The sequence below is a fragment of the Streptomyces sp. NPDC002994 genome, assembly GCF_040611155.1.
Classification (GTDB): domain Bacteria; phylum Actinomycetota; class Actinomycetes; order Streptomycetales; family Streptomycetaceae; genus Streptomyces.
Genome location: NZ_JBEXNQ010000004.1, coordinates 171,440 through 188,199 on the forward strand (window position 1 = coordinate 171,440; position 16,760 = coordinate 188,199).

Here is a 16,760-nt window from a genome sequence, read left to right on the forward strand (position 1 = left end):
ACCCCTTTGAGTACGACCGAGCTCGCCCCCGCGGCCCCGCCCGCCCCCGCGAGCCCGAAGCACGGCACACGTCGCCCGGGCGAGGTCGCGGGGATGGTGGCGCTGCTGCTGACGGTGGCGGTCTGGGCCGGGTTCGCGCTCAGCGCGCGGGCCCTCAGTACGTCGACGCTCGAGCCGGCGGATGCCGCGCTGCTGCGGTTCGGCGTGCCCCTGCTGGTCCTGGCGCCGGCGCTGTGGCGCCGCCGCAGGCGTTTCGCCGCCGTCGGCCGATGGACGGCGCTCAAGATCGTCGGCGGCGCCGGGGTGCCGTTCTTCCTGGCCGCGATGTACGGCGGCTCGCTGACCTCGACGGCCTTCGTGGGGGCGATCGTGCCCGGCATGGTCCCGCTGTTCGTATCCGTACTCATGATGTCGACCGGGCGCGGCGTCCCCAAGCGGATGCAGACGGCCGGGCTCTGCCTGATCGCCACGGGCGTCGTCGCCCTCGTCTCGCCGTACGTCGTCGCGGTCGACGGGGACGTCCTCTTCGGGTCCGGGATGCTGCTCCTGGCCAGCGGGCTGTGGGCGCTCTACACCGTCGGGCTGCGCGAGGTGGACCTTGACCCCATCGGGTCGATCGGGCTGCTGTGCGCGCCCTCGTTCGTGGTGGTGGCCCTGCTCGTCCTGGCCGGCGTCCTCCCCACCAACCTCGCTGCGGCCACCTGGCCCGACCTCGCGTTCTTCCTGCTCGTGCAGGGTCTGGGTGTCGGGCTCTGCGCCGGTCTGCTGTACGCCTTCGCCATCCGGCGCCTGGGCGCGGAGCGGAGCGCCGTTGTGGGCAGCCTCAGCCCTGTCGTCGCGACGCTGCTGGCCATTCCGCTCCTGGACGAGCCGCTGACCCTGGCCGTGCTCGTCGGCGTACCCCTCATCACCCTCGGCGTCGTTCTCGCCAACACCCGTACTCGCCATCGTCCCAAGGTGCTCCCCCATGCTTGAGCTGCTCAGCCCTCCGCCCACCGACCCGCTGTTCGCCCTGGTCGCCGAACTGGGCGAGGCCGTCGCCCGCCCCGAGCGGCTGGACCTGCTGGTCGGCGTCTACCGGGACCAGACCGGGACCACGCCGGTAATGGCCGCCGTCCGCGAGGCCGAACTGAGGCTGGCCGAGCGGGGCGAATCCAAGGAGTACCGGGGCCTGTCGGGCAACCAGGCGTTCAACCGCGCGATGACCGCCACCGTGCTGGGCACCGAGGACCTGATATCCCGGGCGACGGCGATACAGACCGTCGCCGGTACCGGGGCGCTGAACCTGCTCGCCGAGTTCGTCCACCGGACCGCTCCCGGTGCGACCGTCTGGATCAGCGACCCGTCGTACGTCAACCACCGGCCGATCCTGGAATCCGCCGGCCTGACCGTACGCACGTACCGCTACCTCGACGCCGACGGCCGACCCGACCAGGCCGGCCTGCTGCGCGACCTGAGCCAGGCCCGGCGCAACGACGTCGTCCTGATCCAGGGCTGCTGCCACAACCCCACCGGCGTCGACCTGTCCGCCGAAGCCTGGGACACGCTGGCCGACCTCGCGGCGCACCATGGCTGGGTGCCCTTCGTCGACCTCGCGTACCACGGACTCGGCGACGGCCTGGAGGCGGACCTCCAGCCCACCCGGACGATGGCGTCGCGGGTCGAGGAGATGCTCATCGCCGTGAGCTGCTCGAAGAACTTCGGTCTCTACAGCGAACGGACCGGCTGCGCGATCGTCCTCGGCCCTTCGCAGCAGGCGCTGCGCCATGTGGAGTCGACCCTGCAGAACGTCGCCCGGGTGCTCTACTCGATGCCGCCCGAGCACGGTGCCGCGATCGTCACGACCATCCTGGACGACCCGGCCCTGTACGCCACCTGGCGAACCGAACTCGAGGCCATGCGCACCCGCATCAATGCCAATCGGGCCGACCTCGTCGCCCACCTCGGCTCCCTCGGGTGCGACCGGCCGGCGGGGATCCTCGCGCAGCAGAGGGGCATGTTTTCTATGCTGCCGCTGACTCCGGACCACATGCTGCGCCTGCGCGAGGACTTCGCGGTCTACGGCACGGGATCGGGCCGGATCAACATCGCCGGCATACCCGCCCACCGCATCCCGTACCTCGCGAACAGCATCGCGGCGGTCGCCACAGTCGGCGCGGTTACGGGGGGCTGATTCGACGTGGGTCGCCGAGGGCGCGGCGCGCCCTCGGGCCAGGAGGGCGCGCCCGGTCGCGCCGAACAGCCGCCGTCGCGGCTCCTCCCTCGGGCAGCAGCCGCGCGAGCTCAGTGAGGTGGGGGCGGTCCAGCCGCGACAGGCGCGGGCCTCCACTGTCACCGCGCCGGCGTTCGCGCGCAGCGTGTCGACCAGCCTCATCTTGCCGACGCCCGCCTCGCCGGTGACCAGCACCGGCCGAGCGCGTCCGGCCGCCGCCGCACGCCACACGGCGGTCAGCCGTGCCTGCTCGCCGGCGCGCCCGACGAGTGGCTACGTCGCCGGTGCCTTCCCGGCGGAAGCCGATGTCGGCGCCGTCCGGTGCGGCGGCAACAAGCGACTCGCACAGGGCGCGGGTCCCGCGCGATGGCTGGACTCCCAGCTCGCGCTCCAACGTCGTGGCACAGCTGCGGTGGGCGCGAACTGCGCGGGCAGGGTCCCCGGACGCGTGGCAGAGCCACATAGGAGCCGGTGGGTCTCCTCACGCAGCCGATCGTGGGTGACCAGCCGTTCTGCGCAGCGGATGGCCTCCGGCCACTGCTGGTTCACTCATGCCGGCGTGCGAGCCGCTCGAGTGCCTCCAGGTGGAGCTCCGCGAGCCGCCCCTCGGCAAAGGCTCGCGGCTGCGGCGCGTCGCGATGGAGCAGCCGCGCGCGGAGAGCTTCCGTGTGCGTCAGCACGTCACCGGATCCACCAACCCGCCGCAAACGCGGTCGGTGCTGGTGATCGATACGCCTAGGCTGCCACTCGGCACCGGCCTCGATTCCAGGAGCGCACATCATGTCCGACCCCGTCCAGAAGCACCCGTATCCCGACGCCCTTCGACCGGACGAAGCACCCGCGCCGCACGCACTGCTCGCGCCGGTGATCGGGTTGCTGGGTACCTGGGCCGGCCGCGGCTGCGGCAGGTACCCGACGCTGGCAGAGGAGTTCGCGTACGCGCAGGAGGTCACCTTCAGCCACGACGGGCGGCCCTTCCTCCACTACGAGGCGCGCGCCTGGCTGCTCGACGCGGACGACACCCCGCTGCGGCCGTCGGCTCGGGAGAGCGGCTGGTGGCGGCTGCAGCCCGATGGGCGCGTGGAGGCGTTGATCACCCAGCCCACCGGCATCGCGGAGATCTCGGTCGGCCACGCGGGCGACGGCGCGGTCGACCTCACCACCCATCAGGTGGCTCTCGCTCCCACCGCCAAGGAGGTCAACGCCACCCGCCGCCGCTACACCCTGACGGACGAGGACACGCTCAACTTCGTCCACGACCTCGCGGCCGTCGGCCAGCCACTGCAACACCACCTTTCAGCACAGCTCCGACTTCGACGCGGGAGCGGGAACTAGGCCGTCTGTTGCCGCTGTTGATGCGGTCGGTCGGTCGACGCGGCTGCGGGCGCTCAGAAAAGTGGAATATCGGATATGGCGCGTGCAACCATACGGTTGTCACGCATGTCTTCATGAGTGACAACACTGTCCCCATACCAGGAGAACTGGGGGACGCCATGCAAAACCGTCCACGCCTCGCGGCACTCGCCGTCGGCATACTTCTCACCGCCGGGGTCGGCGCCACGACTCCCGCCGTCGCTTCGCCCCAGTCCGGGGCATCGCAGCAGGCCCCCGCAACCGCCCTCGTCGTCAACGCACGGTGGGGCGGACACTGCACCTTCGACCGTCTCGTCATCGATGTCCGGGGCGCCATGCCCCCGGTCTCCGTGAAGCCGGTGAAGGAACTGCGGTACGACGGCTCCGGGAAGAAGGTCCCGCTCCCCGGTAAGTACTTCCTGGAGATCAAGCTCAGCCCGGCCGCCGCTCACAATGAAGCGGGTCGGTCGGTCTACAAGGGGCCCAAGCTGGTCAAGACCGGGCTGCCCACGCTCAAGGGCGTCGCCCTGACCGGCGACTTCGAAGGAGTGGTCACCTTTGGGGCCGCTTTCCACACCAAGCCCTCCTACAACACCTTCAAGCTCCACTCGCCGGAACGCTTCGTTCTCGACATCCGCCATCCGTCCGGGTCTCAATGCCGCACGGGCTGACGACGGCCACTGCTCGAAGCCGCACCTCTTCCCACGACTGTGGCCACCGGGTGGGAACCCGGTGGCCACGTGATCTATGACTGGAGTATCAGGCGACAGTCCGCATAGGGGAGGGCTTTGGCACGCGGCAGATGCACCAGGAACTCCTCCATCGCCGGCACCCCGTCCTCCCGCGGCACCTTCGCCCTGATGAGCTGCCCGGCCACCACCATTTCGAGCACGCGCTGCGGCCCGTGGTCCCGGACGCCCCTATTCGGGAATGTCCCACGCCACGGCCAGGGGCCGGCCCCCGAGCGCGACGGTGCCGCGTGCCCTGTCCACGGTCAGGAAGGTCATTGCCGGTGATCCGATGAGTAGCCGAGGTACGTCGAAGAGGGTGCCTCGAAAAGCTGCTCCGGGGTGCCCTGCTGCATCGCCCGGCCGTCTTTCATGACCAGCACTTCCTGGCAACGCTCATCGCTTCGTACTGGTCGTGGGTCACGTAGATCACTATGGGCCGGAATTGCCCAGTGATCTCACGGATCTTGTGCCGCAGCGAGTGCTTCAGCTGGGGGTCGATGACCGTCAGCGGCTCGTCCATCAGCACGGCCGCCACGTCATCGCGGACAAGGCCACGGCCGAGCGAGATCAGCTGCTTGTCGTCGGCGGTGAGCCGCCGGGCGGGCTGCCCGAGCCGGTCGTCCAGGTCCAGCGCTTCGGCGACTTGATGGCGAGGTTCTCGTACACCGTCATCGACTGGTAGATGACGGGAAGCTCGAGTCGGTGATCCGTGGCCTCGCCCGGCGACCTTGTGGCGGGATCGTCCGGGTGGAGGATCTGCCGCCGGAATGCCGGGTGTCGTCCCACAAGGTTCTGACCACCATCGAAGCGCTGGAACGGGATGCCATTCTGCGGGGGCTGATGGACCGCAAGTCCAACGTCCAGCGCACCGCGCAGGATCTCGGCACGAGCCTCACCTAGCCCGCCGCACGGCGCCCCTGACGCAACGTCAGCGCACACTCGCGCTAGTGTGCGAGCGTGAGTCTTCATGTCGTCATAGGTTTCGGGCCCGCCGGGGCGGCCACTGCTCGGCTGCTGGCCGAAAAGGGCCATTCAGTACGCGTCGTCACCACGTCGGGCCGTAGCCCGGAGCCCGGCATCGAGCATGTGGCGGTGGACGCGACGGACAGCAAGCGACTGATCGACATCGCGCAGGGCGCGGCCGCGATCTACGGCTGTGCCGCACCGCCCTACCATCGCTGGGCGAGTGAATGGCCGTCGCTGGCCTTGTCGGTGTGTACGGCGGCCGAGGCGACCGGGGCCGTCCTCGTCATGCTGGGCAACCTCTACGGCTACGGTCCGGTCGACGGCCCCATGACCGAGGAACTGCCGCTCGCGGCGACCGGCCCCAAGGGGCGGGTACGCGCCGCCGTTTGGGAGCGGGCGCGGGAGCTCCATGAGCAGGGTCGTATCAAGGCGGTAGAGGTGCGGGCCTCGGACTTCTTCGGGCCCGGCGTCACCGACGGCGGGCACCTGGCCGTGCGGGTCGTGCCACGACTGCTGCGCGGTAAGCCGGTCTCCACGCTCGGGGACCCGGACGTCCCGCACAGCTGGAGCTACCTCCCCGACGTGGCCAGGGCCCTGGCCGAGGTCGCGGGAGAGGAACGGGCCTGGGGACGGGCCTGGCACGTTCCGACGGAACCCGCCCTGTCCGTCCGGGAGATGGTCGACCGCCTTGCCGCTCGGTCGGAAACGGGTCCGGTCACGGTGCGAAGGCTGCCGCCGGCCGTGCTGGGTGTCGCGTCGGTCTTCTCCCCGCTGCTGCGCGAACTCAAGGAGATCCGCTACCAGTTCGGCCGTCCGTTCGTAGTTGATTCGAGCGCTTACGAAGCCGAATTCACGGTACGAGCCACCCCCATCGACGAGCAGGTCAAGGCGACGGTGGACTGGTGGCGTGAGCGACTGGCCACCGCCGAGTAGCGACCTCAGTGAGCCCGCGTTCGACATCCTGCCCGGCTGGGAGGCCGTCGGCCTCATACAGAGCCCGGCGAGCGCGCACCATACCGAGAGGTCCGTCTGGTGGCGCCGGCGACGGCGGATCCCGAACACGCCCGTTGGTTCGTACAAGTCGTCGCCGAGGAACTCCTGCGCCGCCACCACGGCGGGCAACTCGCTCGAACTGCGCCCGGCTCTGCGGATCGCCCGGCACGTCGACGGCTGAATGCTCTCGTACCGCTGCCGCCCCGGGGACCGGCCCGCTGGTTGAATCCCCCGGTTTGTGCGTTGTAATGAACTCGTAATGCCCCCGACCGTCTTTGGCATGCTCAGCACCCATACGCTTCGTAAGCCCTCGCCACAACAGCCCCAACGCGAGGCAACACACTCATCACTTCCCTGTTCCCGTGGGCTGGCTCAGCCAGAACGGGCAGCAGGAAGCACGCAAGCAAGTAGGGAAATTGATGTCCACCGACGTCCGCACGTCCGCGCCCGCCGGCGCTCCTTCCAGCCCGGTCGTCACCTGGCTGCTCACCCTGGTGACCCTCGGAATCTACTGGCTGATCTGGTACTACAAGGTCAACAAGCAGGTGAAGGAGATCGACCCGACCATTGAGGTCAAGCCCGGCATGGCGGTCGTCGCCGTCACCTTCGGCTCGTTGCTGATCGTCCCGCCGTTCGTCTCCATCGTGAAGACCGGTTCCCGCATCGCCCAGGCACAGCGCGCCGCCGGCGTGACCGCCGACTGCTCCGGCGGCGTCGGCCTGCTGCTCGCCTTCGTCCTCGGACTGACCCCGCTCTACTACCAGAGCAAGCTCAACACGGTCTGGGCCGACCGCGCCTGATTTACCGCCACACAGGCGGGCCGGTACGTGGGTAAGGGGCCGGGAGAGCGAATCGCTCTCCCGGCCCCTTCTCGCTCAGCGGCGCAGCACCCACCGCTGTGCCGACTCCAGCGGGCCGTACCGGAAGCGCCGTAGCCACAGCGTGGCCCCCGCCATCAGCACCACGCACACCGCGGCCCACAGTCCCATCACCCACCACGGGTGGGCCGGCCCGGCGAACCGGGTCGCGAGGCCCAGCCCGAAGCCGTACGAGACCACAACACACAACACGTTCTGCAGGACATAGCCGGACAGGGCCATCCGGCCGACCGAGGTGAGGCCGATGGTCAACGGGCCGGGACGCCGCACCCGGTCCACCACCGCACCGATCAGGCCGATGTAGCCGACGGCGACCAGCGGCGCGGCGCAGTAGCGGCCCAGCAGGAACCAGTCCTGGCCCGCCATCGCGAAGGCCGCGGTGAGAGGGATTCCCAGGCCCAGCCCCCAGCGGAACATCCGGGCGCGGAGTTGTCGCCCTGTTTCGTCCGCGCCGAATGCGCCGGCCCGCAGCAGCCGTACGCCGAGCAGGAAGAGAAAGACCAGCAGCCCGAAGGAAAGGACCGGCTCCAGCCGCAGCGCGAGTGCGTTCTCCAGCCGGAAGGACACCTGGTCCAGGTAACTGCCGTGCGCGTACAGGTCCACGACCTCGCGCGAGACACCGCCCCCGCTCTCCTCGTCGGCGCCGGCCGACACCAGCACGGCCGTGAGCAGTCCCATGACGGCCAGGTGCAGCCCGGCCGCCCACCACATGACCCGTCGCCGCGCCACGTCCGACCGGGTCAGCAGCCAAGCCACGAGCAGGGCGGTGACCGCGTACCCCATGAGTACGTCCCACGCGAAGACGAGAACGAAGTGCAGGGTCCCCTCGGCGAACAGGAACAGCGCCCGCCAACGGTAGCGGCCCGGCCAGCGACGGCCGTGCCGTGCCGCGGAGTCGAACTGGATCGCCAGACCCACTCCGAACAGGATCGTCAGCATCGACAGGAACTTCCCGTCCGCCGCCACTCGGAACAGCAGCTCGGCGACCGCCGGTACGGTTCCTTGGCCGCTCCCGCCGGTCCCGCTCTGCAGGATCCCCCACTCGGCGCCGGGAGCCGTGAAGATCCACACGTTGGTCATCAGCGTGCCCAGGATCGCGACTCCGCGCAGTACGTCGAGGAGTGCGAGGCGGCTGCCACCGGCGCCGGATGTCGAGACAGGTGAGGGCAGGGTTTCGGTCATGTCCCCATGGTCGGGGCCTCTCGCCCGGCCCTCGTCGTGAGCAAGGACGAACCCGGGCTACATCGAAAGATGCACTCGAGGGCCGGGACGCCGACGCCTCGGCCCACGCTGTGTGGCCAACTCCACTGTTAACGTGTCACTTTGATGAATGGAGACAGCAGGTGACATCGACCGAGTTCCGCATAGGCGGCGACCTGGACGTGCGGCGGATGGGTTTCGGAGCCATGCGACTGCCGACCGAAGCGGGCCCCGCCCGCGAAACCTCCCTGGCCGTTGCCCGGCGGGCCGTCGAGCTGGGCGTCACGTTGATCGACACCGCGCACTTGTACGGCGGGGGAGCCAACGAGGAGCTCCTCGCCGAGGCCTTGTACCCCTACGCGGACGGGCTGCAGATCACGACCAAGGTAGGAGTCGCGCGGTCCGGCTCCGGCCCGGAAGCCGAGTGGAAGCTCGACGGACGTCCGCATGTCCTCCGTGAGCAGGTCGAACACGCGCTGCGTCGACTGCGGGTGGAGCGGATCGAGCTGCTCCAGTTGCACCGTATCGACCCGGAGGTCCCCCTCGCCGACCAGCTCGGCACACTGCGTGAGTTGCGGACCGAGGGCAAGATCGGCCGGATCGGGCTGTCCGAGGTCACCGTGGCGGAACTCGACCAGGCACGGGCGATCGTCGACGTCGCGAGCGTACAGAACCGGTACAGCCTGGTCGACCGCGAGCACGAACCTGTGCTCGCAGCCTGCGAAACAGCGGGGATCGCCTTCCTGCCGTGGCGGCCCGTCGCAGGAGCGGCGGCAGGCTCGACAGCCGAGATCGCCGCCGTGGCGGGCGAACTCGACGCCACCCCCGCGCAGGTCGCTCTCGCGTGGCTCCTCGACCACTCTCCGGTCATCCTCCCGATCCCCGGCACCGCGCGGATCGACCACCTGGAGGAGAACCTGGCCGCAGCACATGTCCGCCTGACGCCGGCCCACCGGGCCCGCCTCGACCGTCTGCCCTTGAGTGCCTGACCCCCCAGTTCGCCGGCGCGGGATGCTCGCCCGTGCGCATCAGGCCGGGCTGACCAGGCGGTCCACCGCTGCGGTTCCTGACGTATAGCCTCTGGCCATCGCTCCGGGCAGCACCGCGTTCGGGGGCCGGCTCTGTGCCTGCGCCGCACCGAAGTCGTGGGCGGACGCCGGCTGCTGACAGGCCCGGGCGAGCATCACTGCCGGTCCGGGGGTGTGCGGCAGCTGCCCGTACAGCACCTGTTCGAGCGCCGATATCAGCCGGGCCACATCGTGCTGAGGGCGTACCACAAGCCGCAGGAAACGGCTGGAGCTGCCCACTTTGTTGGCGCAGTCTCGCACCAATACTCCCTGCTCGGAGAGCAGCCGGTCGCGCAGAACCGTCCCGTCCGCACCTTCGGGCAGCCGTACGTAGACGAAGTTGCCCTGCGAGGGATAGACGGTCAGGCCCGGCAGTTGGGAGAGCCACCAGGTCATTTCCTCCCGGTCGCGGCGCGAGCGCTGAATGCTGTCCGCGTACTCCTGGCGGTGTCCCCTCAGCATGAACACCACTGTCTCTGCGAAGGAGTTGAGGTTCCACTTCGGCAGAGCGGCGCGCACCTTCCCCGCGAGCCCGGGATTGGACACCAGGTAACCGAAGCGCACACCGTGCAGCCCGAAGTTCTTGCCCAGACTGCGCAGCACGATCACATTCGTCCGCAGCACCGCCTCGGCAGCGACGCTCGGTTCCGGTTCGGCGTCGGCGAACTCCAGGAAGGACTCGTCGACGACCACCAGATCGAGGTCCTGGAGTGCGTCGAGGAGCGCGAGGACCTGGTGCTTGGGCAGGAAACCGCCGTCGGGGTTGTTGGGGTTGCAGATGACTGCCGCGCGGGAACCACGCGTCCGGATGAACCGTACGAACGATTCCGGATCCAGGCCGAAGCCATGTGCTTCCGGCAGCAGGAGCATGTCGACGCGCTTGCCGGTTTCCATCGGCTGGTCGGTCCACCGGCCGAAGGTGGGGACGGGCACGGCCAGCGACTCGTGGACGAGCAAGTGGTCGATCCACGTGATGAGTTCCGTGGAGCCGTTCCCCATGGCGACGGTCTGCGGGTTCAGTCCGAGCACCTGGCACAACTCGGCGGTGATGGTGTCCGCACTGCTCGGGTAGTACGTCAGGATCTCGCGGAGCCGGCTTCCGAGTTCGTCGAACATCTCGGGGGTGGGGAAGTACGGGTTGCAGGGAATGCAGAAGTCGATGATCTCGCCGGCCGCTCCGGCCCCCGCCCGGTTCAGGGTGAAGTACGAGGGACTGTGCGCGGTGGACGAGCGAAAGAGCGCGGTGACATTGGTGCCGGCCATGAACTGCCTCCCCTGCGTGCGTAGGCCCGTACATACGGACGGTGGTAGGGCGGCGTTCAACGTGTGAGGTGGGGGAGGAGGCGGTGGCGGCCGGTAGCGAGTGAACAGCGTCGTATGACGACCCGTATGTAGCAGGGACCGCTTCCAGCGGCTCCCGGCGTTGGTGACGTCGTGTCGGAACGGCTTTGAGGATGTCGGATGAGACATGCACGACGCAGACTGCAAGGACTCGCGCGTTTGGCAGCCGTCGGTGGACTGCTCAGCGGCGGTCTGATGATGACGACCGCGATGGCGGGCGAGCCGGCCACTCCGGACACAGACGAGGGTGGCACCGTTCAGCCCGCCGAGTTGGGCGCGACTCTCGTTTCGCGGCTCGGCACCTCCCGTACCGCAGGCAGCTGGATCGGCTCCGACGGGCAACCGGTCGTCGCGGTGACCGATGCGGACGCGGCGGTCGAGGTCGGTCGGGCGGGGGCACGCGCCAAGGTTGTCCGCCACAGCATGCGACAACTCCGCTCGGCCACCGACGCACTGCGTGCCGCGCCCCGAGTGCCGGGCACCGCATGGGTGGTGGACTACGCGTCCAACGAGGTCGTGGTGCATGCCGACAGCACGGTCTCAGCCGGGGACTGGTCACGCCTGTCCGGCCTCGCCGACCAGATCGGCGGCTACGTACACATGCAGCGGACCGCGGGGTCCTTCACCACCCGGGTCAGTGGCGGCGACCCGGTCTTTACCGGCAATGGGCGCTGCTCCGCCGGATTCAACGTCACCAACGGCAGGAACGACTTCATCCTGACGGCGGGGCATTGCGGTCCCGTTGGCACCACCTGGTTCCAGGACGCACAGGGCGGCGAACGGGTCGGCACCACGAAGGCCGGCAGGTTCCCCGGCAGCGACTTCTCGCTCGTCGAGTACGAGAACGGTGACGCGTCCAGTGGCAGGGGCGTAGTGGACATCGGTGGTGGCCAGGAGGTACGGATCACCGCGGCCGCCGATCCCTTCGTCGGCCAGCAGGTCTTCCGCAGCGGCAGCACTACGGGCGTGCGTTCAGGCCGGGTGACCGCTTTGAACGCGACGGTGAACTTTCCCGAGGGCACGGTGACGGGACTGATCCAGACGACGGTCTGCGCCGAACCGGGCGACAGCGGTGGCCCGCTGTTCGCACAGGGGCTGGCGCTCGGGCTGACCTCGGGCGGCAACGGCGACTGCACCACCGGTGGTCTCACCTTCTTCCAACCAGCGACCACGGCGATGGCCGCCCTCGGAGTGAGCGTGGCCGGCGCCGCCACAACGGCCGAGGAGGGTAGCGGCGCGGCTCCGCCACCGGCTGCCGCTCCCGGAACGTCCGCACCGGGAGGGGCAGCCGGTACGACGCTGCCGGCCGGAAGTGTCTCCCTGCGGACCCTCGTACCGGGACTGGTGGTTGTCGCTGTGAGTCTTCTGGGCCTGGTGGCGACCCGCTGGATCCGGTCGGCTTCTGACCGCAGAAGCTACCGGAGGCACTACTCACAGGCCTGGGGCTGATGGTCTTAACTGAGCGCTGTCGCAGCCCCTCTGAGCAACAATCCACACCCCAGTACGAAGACGACGGCGGCCGTGCCGAGCGGGGCCGCGCGCTGGGCACGCGACAGTGCCCGGCCTCGCAAGCGCCGCGTCAGCCTGCGCGTCGCGGTCTCCCTCAACCGCACGGCCGCGAACCCGGCCGCCGCGAGTGTGAGCGCCAGCCCGGCTCCGTACGCCAGGACCAGCAGAAACCCGAACCATGCTTGGCCGAGCGCAGCCGCTCCGACCAGGACAACTACGGCGGACGGACTCGGGACCATGCCGCCGGCGAAGCCGAGGAGGATGATCCCGCGCAGGCCGGGGGCGGGAGGGACGTGGGAGTGGGAGTGGTCGTGCCCGTGTCCGTGGCTGTGGCTGTGGCCGTGGCCGTGGCCGTGTTCGTGGTCGTGGTCGTGTTCGTGACTGTGCCCATGGGGACGATGGCGCTGTCGCCACGCCCTCCGCAGCAGCAGCGCCCCCGCACCCGCGACCAGCATCCCGCTCGCGATACCCAGCCAGGAGACGACCGTAGGCGCTGCCGCCGATCCCGCCGTGATCAGTGCGCCCAGCGCGAAGACGCCCAGGGTGTGGGTCAGGGTCACCGAAAACCCGAGGGCCAGCACGTCGCGCAGCGAACGTCGGCCGCCCGCTGTGGCGGCAGCCGCCATCATCGTCTTGCCGTGCCCCGGTGCCAGCGCGTGCATGGCGCCCAGCAGCAGGGATGCGCCGAGCGCGAGTGCGGCGAAACCCGCGGTCAGTTCGTGCCGGGCCACCAGCCCGGTCAGCGACTCCGCCCAGCGGTCCGCCCCGCGCGGCAGCACGCCCGCTGTCGGGGAACCGCTCCTTTCGTCCTGGCTTCCGGCGAGTGCCGGCCCGCCGGTACGGACCGTGAAGGCGGCGGACCGGAATTCAGGCGGGGTGAAGAGCTGATCGTCGGGGTACGTGGTCAGCCGCCGCGAGACGGAGTCCCCCGGCACGTCCGACCCTGAGAGCGTCATCCGGTCGCCGCGCGCCGTGATCTCCCGCCACCCCGCTCCGGCCGTGACAGATGCCGGGCGGTACGCCAGCCTCATTCGCTCGTCACGCGGCAGGGGCGCCGTCAGCTCGCACGTTACGCGCAAGGTCTGCAGCCCCGCCTGCCCCGGCCGTACTTGCGCCTTCGCGCTTCCCGCCGCGACGGACGCGGTCTCCCCGCTCGGTGACGCCCCGCCCGCGAGCTCGACCCGAGCTTCCCGTGCCGCCGCGTCGCACCGCGACCGGGCCCATGCCGACAGTTCGGCCGAAGCCAGCCGATCGTCTCCGTCGGCGTCGATACGGTTCCGCTCCTGGGCGGCCGGTATCTCTGCCAGGTCCTCGACGTGGTCCACTGTCAGCTTCCCCGGAGCGACGACAAGCCCGTCGTACTGATTGACGGTGAAGTTGCCGAGGGGGTGTGCCTGCGCCGCCTGGGCGGGGAGTACGGCCAAGGCCGATCCGGCCACCAGCGTGGCGAGTGCGGAAGCGGTGGTACGGCGCTTCATGACTCCCCCCGAGGCCCGGAGAGCACGGACTTCCCGGAAAGCACGGACTTCGCCTCGCGCGCCGCCGTGGGCGAGAAGCCCGGATTCAGATCCAGCGCGGCACGCAGAAAGCGCCGCGCGGCCTTGTCGTCGCCGAGGGCGTGTTCGATCATGCCCCGGTGGAAGAGGAACGAAGCGTTCTGGTAGCCGGGCGTTCCGGCCGTCGCCTTCTTCGCGTAGGTCAGGGCCTCCTCATCCTTGCCGTTCGCGTGGAGCGCCCAGGCGAGCGCGTCCGCCGTGTGGACACTCTCGCGGCGCGACCATTCGGCGCGCGCCGACCTCAACGCCTCCTCGGCGTCGCCGTGATCCGCCTCGATGAGAGCGGATTCCAGATCGGTGGCGACGCCGTTGGCGCGCGCCAGCCGGGTCCACGTACCGACGAGCGCGTACTGCTCCTCGGCCCGCTCGCGTTGCCCGGACGCCTCATGCAGTTCGCCGAGTGCGGCGAGCTGACCCGGCAGTGGGTAGCGTCGTACGACCTCTTCGAGATCGCTGAGGGCCCGCTTCGTCCGACCTTGCGCGGCATACGTACGCCCGCGCCCCTCCAACGCCGGCACATACTCCGGATCGGCGCGCACCGCCGTCGTGAAATGGCCCTGTGCACGCCCGTACTGCCCCTGCGACCAGGCCAGTTGGCCGAGCGAAGTGGCTACGTACGCCACATCGGCGGGAGCGAACGCGGATTCCAGCGCACGCAGCAGCACCTGGCGCGCCCTCTTCATGTCACCGTGCAGCTCCAGCACGTACGCGTACCGGGTGAAGACCGGGATGCCGGGCCGGCGCCGGTCGGCCAGCTCAGCCGCTCGCAGCGCCTCGTCGTAGCGCCCGAGTTCCACCAGGGCGTCGACCCGGCTGGACAGCGCCCGCTCGCTGTACGGGTTCACGCGCAGCGCCCGGTCCGCCTGACTCAGCGCCGCGCCGAAGTCGTGCCGGGCGGCGGCGAGCGCCGCCCGCCCGGCGAGTGCCGCATCGTTCTCGCCGGGCGGGCGCAGCTTCAACGACCGCTCGTATGCCTTCTCCGCCTGCGGATACCGTGTCGGATCACCGCTGGTCCGGGCCTGCTCGACGTACGCCGTACCCAGCGTCGCCCAGCCCGTGGCGTCCTTGGGCTGCCGCTGGAGGTGCTTGTGCAGGGCGTCGATGCCCTGCGCGAGGTCTCCGGCTGTCAGTCGCTCGACGGACACGTCCGCCGCCAGGGCGGGTGTGTCCCGCCCGGACCGGTCCGAGTCGCCGTCGGCCCCCATCGCCACCGAGGTGGCGGTGAGCCCCGCTGCCACCGCCACGACCACCGCGATCCGCCACCGCCGCGGCCCATGCCATCGCGCATGCCATCGCTCACGCGACCACGCGGACCGCGGCTTCCGTACGAGCATCGCCTCTCGCCTTCCTCGGGTTTTCCTTCGGGTGTTCTCGGCCGGAGGTCAGCCGAGCCAGGACCGGCGTACGGGGTGACGACGTGAGCGCACGTATGCCGTGCCGAGGCCGACGAGCAGCACCCCCGCCGCCCCTGAGGCGGCCGAGACGAGCATCACCGTGTTGTCGTCCCACGACGCGGTGATCGAGGACACCCCGCCCGTCAGGCCCGTGGCGGCCGCCTTGGTGTCTGCCTCCGCCGCCTTCCTGCCGTCGGAGCCGGAGGTGGGCAGGGCGACGTACGGGAAGCTGGCGGCGAACTTCTTGTCGTTGGCGTCGACCGCGTCACCCAGGTCGTTCTTCGAACCGACGAGTTCGCCCTCGACGACCTGAAGCGCGATGTCCAGCACGTCGTCGGTCAGTCGTCGTCCGTTCGGGAAGCCCGCGTTGTCGCCGTCCAGTACGCCGAGCCGCTTCGGCTCCGCGACCGGCTTGATGGAGGTGTTCAGGCGCAGCATCTCCGACGGTGTGACGTTCGGCGGCTGGTTGACGTCCTTGACACCGGTCAGGAACACCGAGACGAGGTCGTTGCGCGGCTCCGCCGGAGCCTTGATCTTGTAGATGCCCTCGATGAGCTTCGGCAGCTCCGGTTCGGTGACGTTCTTCAGGAAGTCCCCGTCGTTCTCGGGGGAGGACGCGTTGAACTTGTCCTTGTCCTTGACCGGGTTGACGACTTCGTTGACCAGTGGCATGCCGAGCCGGGACACGCGTGTCCAGTGGCCGGAGGCGCTCTTGCGCTCCGTCGTCGAGTAGATGCCGACGACCGGCTGTTTCTCCGACTCGCGGATGTACGAGTTCGGCACCTGCAGGGCGATCGTGTTGACGTTGTAGCCCTTGAGCGTGTCGTTCCCGACCTCCGACAGATCACCGCCGTACAGCAGGTCGAAGACCCGCAGATCGAGGAAGAAGGGGTCGTCGGCCTGACCGGCGAAGGCCTTGAGCCCGCCGGGGACCTTCTGCACCGCCTGGTCGCGCAGCTTCTGGTAGTCGGGCATCGACGCCTTGCCGACGTTCGACGGGGCGACCGGAAGGCTCTTCGCGAGCTTGTGCCGCGAGACGGTCTTCCCGTGCGCCAGCCGCAGCAGATCGATGTCGTAGGTCTGGGTGAAGTTGAGGTCCGGGTCGTCCAGGCTCTCCACCGCACCTGTGTTGTAGAGGAAGGTGTTCTCGTTCTTGCGGTGGTCCTTGAACGTGAACCGGTACAGCAGGTCGTCCTGGGCGTCACCGTCGCTGTCGATGTGGATGTCGTAGCGTGCGTCGTTGGCGAAGGTGTAGAAGTTCGGCCCGCCCGCCGGCTCCTGGAACGGCAGCCAGTTCGCCACCAGAGTCGTCGAGTCGGGATGGTCGGGGCTGACGAACGCGTACACGTCCGTGTTGTCGAACTGCGGCTGCCCGGAGATCAGCGGCGCCTCCCGGTGGCTGGAGGCGGCCGCCGCCCGCGGCTCCAGGACGGTCACGCCGGCAGCTGCGAGTCCTCCGCCTGCCAGCGCACCACAGGCCAGCAGAGCGATGCTCCCGCGACCGGGCCTAGTCCACACACTTCTGGTGATTACGGCCATCTCGTCCGTCCCTCATCCGTC

At 69.6% G+C, this 16,760-nt stretch carries 17 protein-coding genes and 1 pseudogene; 11 read left to right on the top strand and 7 right to left on the bottom strand.

The annotated features are described in order from the left end of the window. The first annotated feature begins 6 nt into the window (after nt 1-6). Entirely contained in the window at nt 7-975 is a 969-nt protein-coding gene (locus ABZX79_RS06365) for a DMT family transporter (protein ID WP_355252484.1), read from the top strand. Continuing rightward, the gene (locus ABZX79_RS06370) at nt 968-2,173 is read left to right on the top strand and encodes an amino acid aminotransferase (RefSeq protein ID WP_355252487.1); all 1,206 of its coding nucleotides are present in this window, start codon (nt 968-970) and stop codon (nt 2,171-2,173) included. Before ABZX79_RS06365 ends, ABZX79_RS06370 begins: the two co-directional genes overlap by 8 nt. A 36-nt stretch (nt 2,174-2,209) precedes the next feature. On the opposite strand, the pseudogene ABZX79_RS06375 reads toward ABZX79_RS06370, so the two are convergent. Together ABZX79_RS06375 and ABZX79_RS06380 are read right to left on the bottom strand one after the other, a co-directional pair. Then, nucleotides 2,210-2,443, bottom strand: a pseudogene (locus ABZX79_RS06375) (hypothetical protein); the annotation flags it as partial. A gap of 314 nt (nt 2,444-2,757) precedes the next feature. After that, nucleotides 2,758-2,892, bottom strand: a complete 135-nt coding sequence (locus tag ABZX79_RS06380; RefSeq protein WP_355252490.1) for a hypothetical protein — start codon at nt 2,890-2,892, stop codon at nt 2,758-2,760. A gap of 100 nt (nt 2,893-2,992) precedes the next feature. Here ABZX79_RS06380 and ABZX79_RS06385 point away from each other — a divergent pair, with 100 nt between their 5' ends. From ABZX79_RS06385 to ABZX79_RS06415, 7 genes are all read left to right on the top strand, one after another. Beyond that, entirely contained in the window at nt 2,993-3,547 is a 555-nt protein-coding gene (locus tag ABZX79_RS06385) for an FABP family protein (protein ID WP_355252493.1), read from the top strand. A gap of 158 nt (nt 3,548-3,705) precedes the next feature. Further along, on the top strand, nt 3,706-4,236 hold the full coding sequence (locus tag ABZX79_RS06390; RefSeq protein WP_355252495.1) for a hypothetical protein: 531 nt from the start codon (nt 3,706-3,708) through the stop codon (nt 4,234-4,236). 502 nt (nt 4,237-4,738) lie between these two features. Next, a complete protein-coding gene (locus ABZX79_RS06395; protein ID WP_355252498.1) occupies nt 4,739-4,978 on the top strand; it encodes a hypothetical protein in 240 nt (79 codons plus the stop codon). A gap of 20 nt (nt 4,979-4,998) precedes the next feature. Then, a complete protein-coding gene (locus ABZX79_RS06400) occupies nt 4,999-5,196 on the top strand; it encodes a hypothetical protein (protein WP_355252501.1) in 198 nt (65 codons plus the stop codon). Between the two features lie 57 nt (nt 5,197-5,253). Beyond that, entirely contained in the window at nt 5,254-6,195 is a 942-nt protein-coding gene (locus ABZX79_RS06405) for an NAD-dependent epimerase/dehydratase family protein (RefSeq protein WP_355252503.1), read from the top strand. Next, the gene (locus ABZX79_RS06410) at nt 6,170-6,436 is read left to right on the top strand and encodes a hypothetical protein (RefSeq protein ID WP_355252506.1); all 267 of its coding nucleotides are present in this window, start codon (nt 6,170-6,172) and stop codon (nt 6,434-6,436) included. Before ABZX79_RS06405 ends, ABZX79_RS06410 begins: the two co-directional genes overlap by 26 nt. A gap of 238 nt (nt 6,437-6,674) precedes the next feature. After that, the gene (locus ABZX79_RS06415) at nt 6,675-7,055 is read left to right on the top strand and encodes a DUF4234 domain-containing protein (protein ID WP_355252509.1); all 381 of its coding nucleotides are present in this window, start codon (nt 6,675-6,677) and stop codon (nt 7,053-7,055) included. A gap of 75 nt (nt 7,056-7,130) precedes the next feature. Here ABZX79_RS06415 and ABZX79_RS06420 read toward each other — a convergent pair whose 3' ends face one another. After that, nucleotides 7,131-8,315, bottom strand: a complete 1,185-nt coding sequence (locus ABZX79_RS06420) for a DUF418 domain-containing protein (RefSeq protein ID WP_355252511.1) — start codon at nt 8,313-8,315, stop codon at nt 7,131-7,133. A gap of 161 nt (nt 8,316-8,476) precedes the next feature. Here ABZX79_RS06420 and ABZX79_RS06425 point away from each other — a divergent pair, with 161 nt between their 5' ends. Next, on the top strand, nt 8,477-9,322 hold the full coding sequence (locus tag ABZX79_RS06425) for an aldo/keto reductase (protein ID WP_355252514.1): 846 nt from the start codon (nt 8,477-8,479) through the stop codon (nt 9,320-9,322). A 39-nt stretch (nt 9,323-9,361) separates the two neighbouring features. Here the strand turns inward: ABZX79_RS06425 and ABZX79_RS06430 are convergent, their stop codons facing one another. Beyond that, nucleotides 9,362-10,663: a histidinol-phosphate transaminase gene (locus ABZX79_RS06430; protein WP_355252517.1), complete on the bottom strand. Its 1,302-nt coding sequence runs from the start codon at nt 10,661-10,663 to the stop codon at nt 9,362-9,364. Between the two features lie 198 nt (nt 10,664-10,861). Here ABZX79_RS06430 and ABZX79_RS06435 point away from each other — a divergent pair, with 198 nt between their 5' ends. After that, nucleotides 10,862-12,190, top strand: coding sequence for a S1 family peptidase (locus ABZX79_RS06435; protein WP_355252520.1), 1,329 nt, complete (start codon nt 10,862-10,864; stop codon nt 12,188-12,190). 5 nt (nt 12,191-12,195) lie between these two features. Here the strand turns inward: ABZX79_RS06435 and ABZX79_RS06440 are convergent, their stop codons facing one another. The 3 genes from ABZX79_RS06440 to ABZX79_RS06450 form a co-directional block, all read right to left on the bottom strand. Beyond that, entirely contained in the window at nt 12,196-13,728 is a 1,533-nt protein-coding gene (locus ABZX79_RS06440) for a nickel transporter (RefSeq protein ID WP_355252523.1), read from the bottom strand. Further along, nucleotides 13,725-15,050: a tetratricopeptide repeat protein gene (locus tag ABZX79_RS06445; RefSeq protein WP_355252526.1), complete on the bottom strand. Its 1,326-nt coding sequence runs from the start codon at nt 15,048-15,050 to the stop codon at nt 13,725-13,727. Before ABZX79_RS06445 ends, ABZX79_RS06440 begins: the two co-directional genes overlap by 4 nt. A 138-nt stretch (nt 15,051-15,188) precedes the next feature. Further along, nucleotides 15,189-16,739: a DUF4331 domain-containing protein gene (locus ABZX79_RS06450; RefSeq protein ID WP_355252528.1), complete on the bottom strand. Its 1,551-nt coding sequence runs from the start codon at nt 16,737-16,739 to the stop codon at nt 15,189-15,191. Nucleotides 16,740-16,760 lie beyond the last annotated feature (21 nt).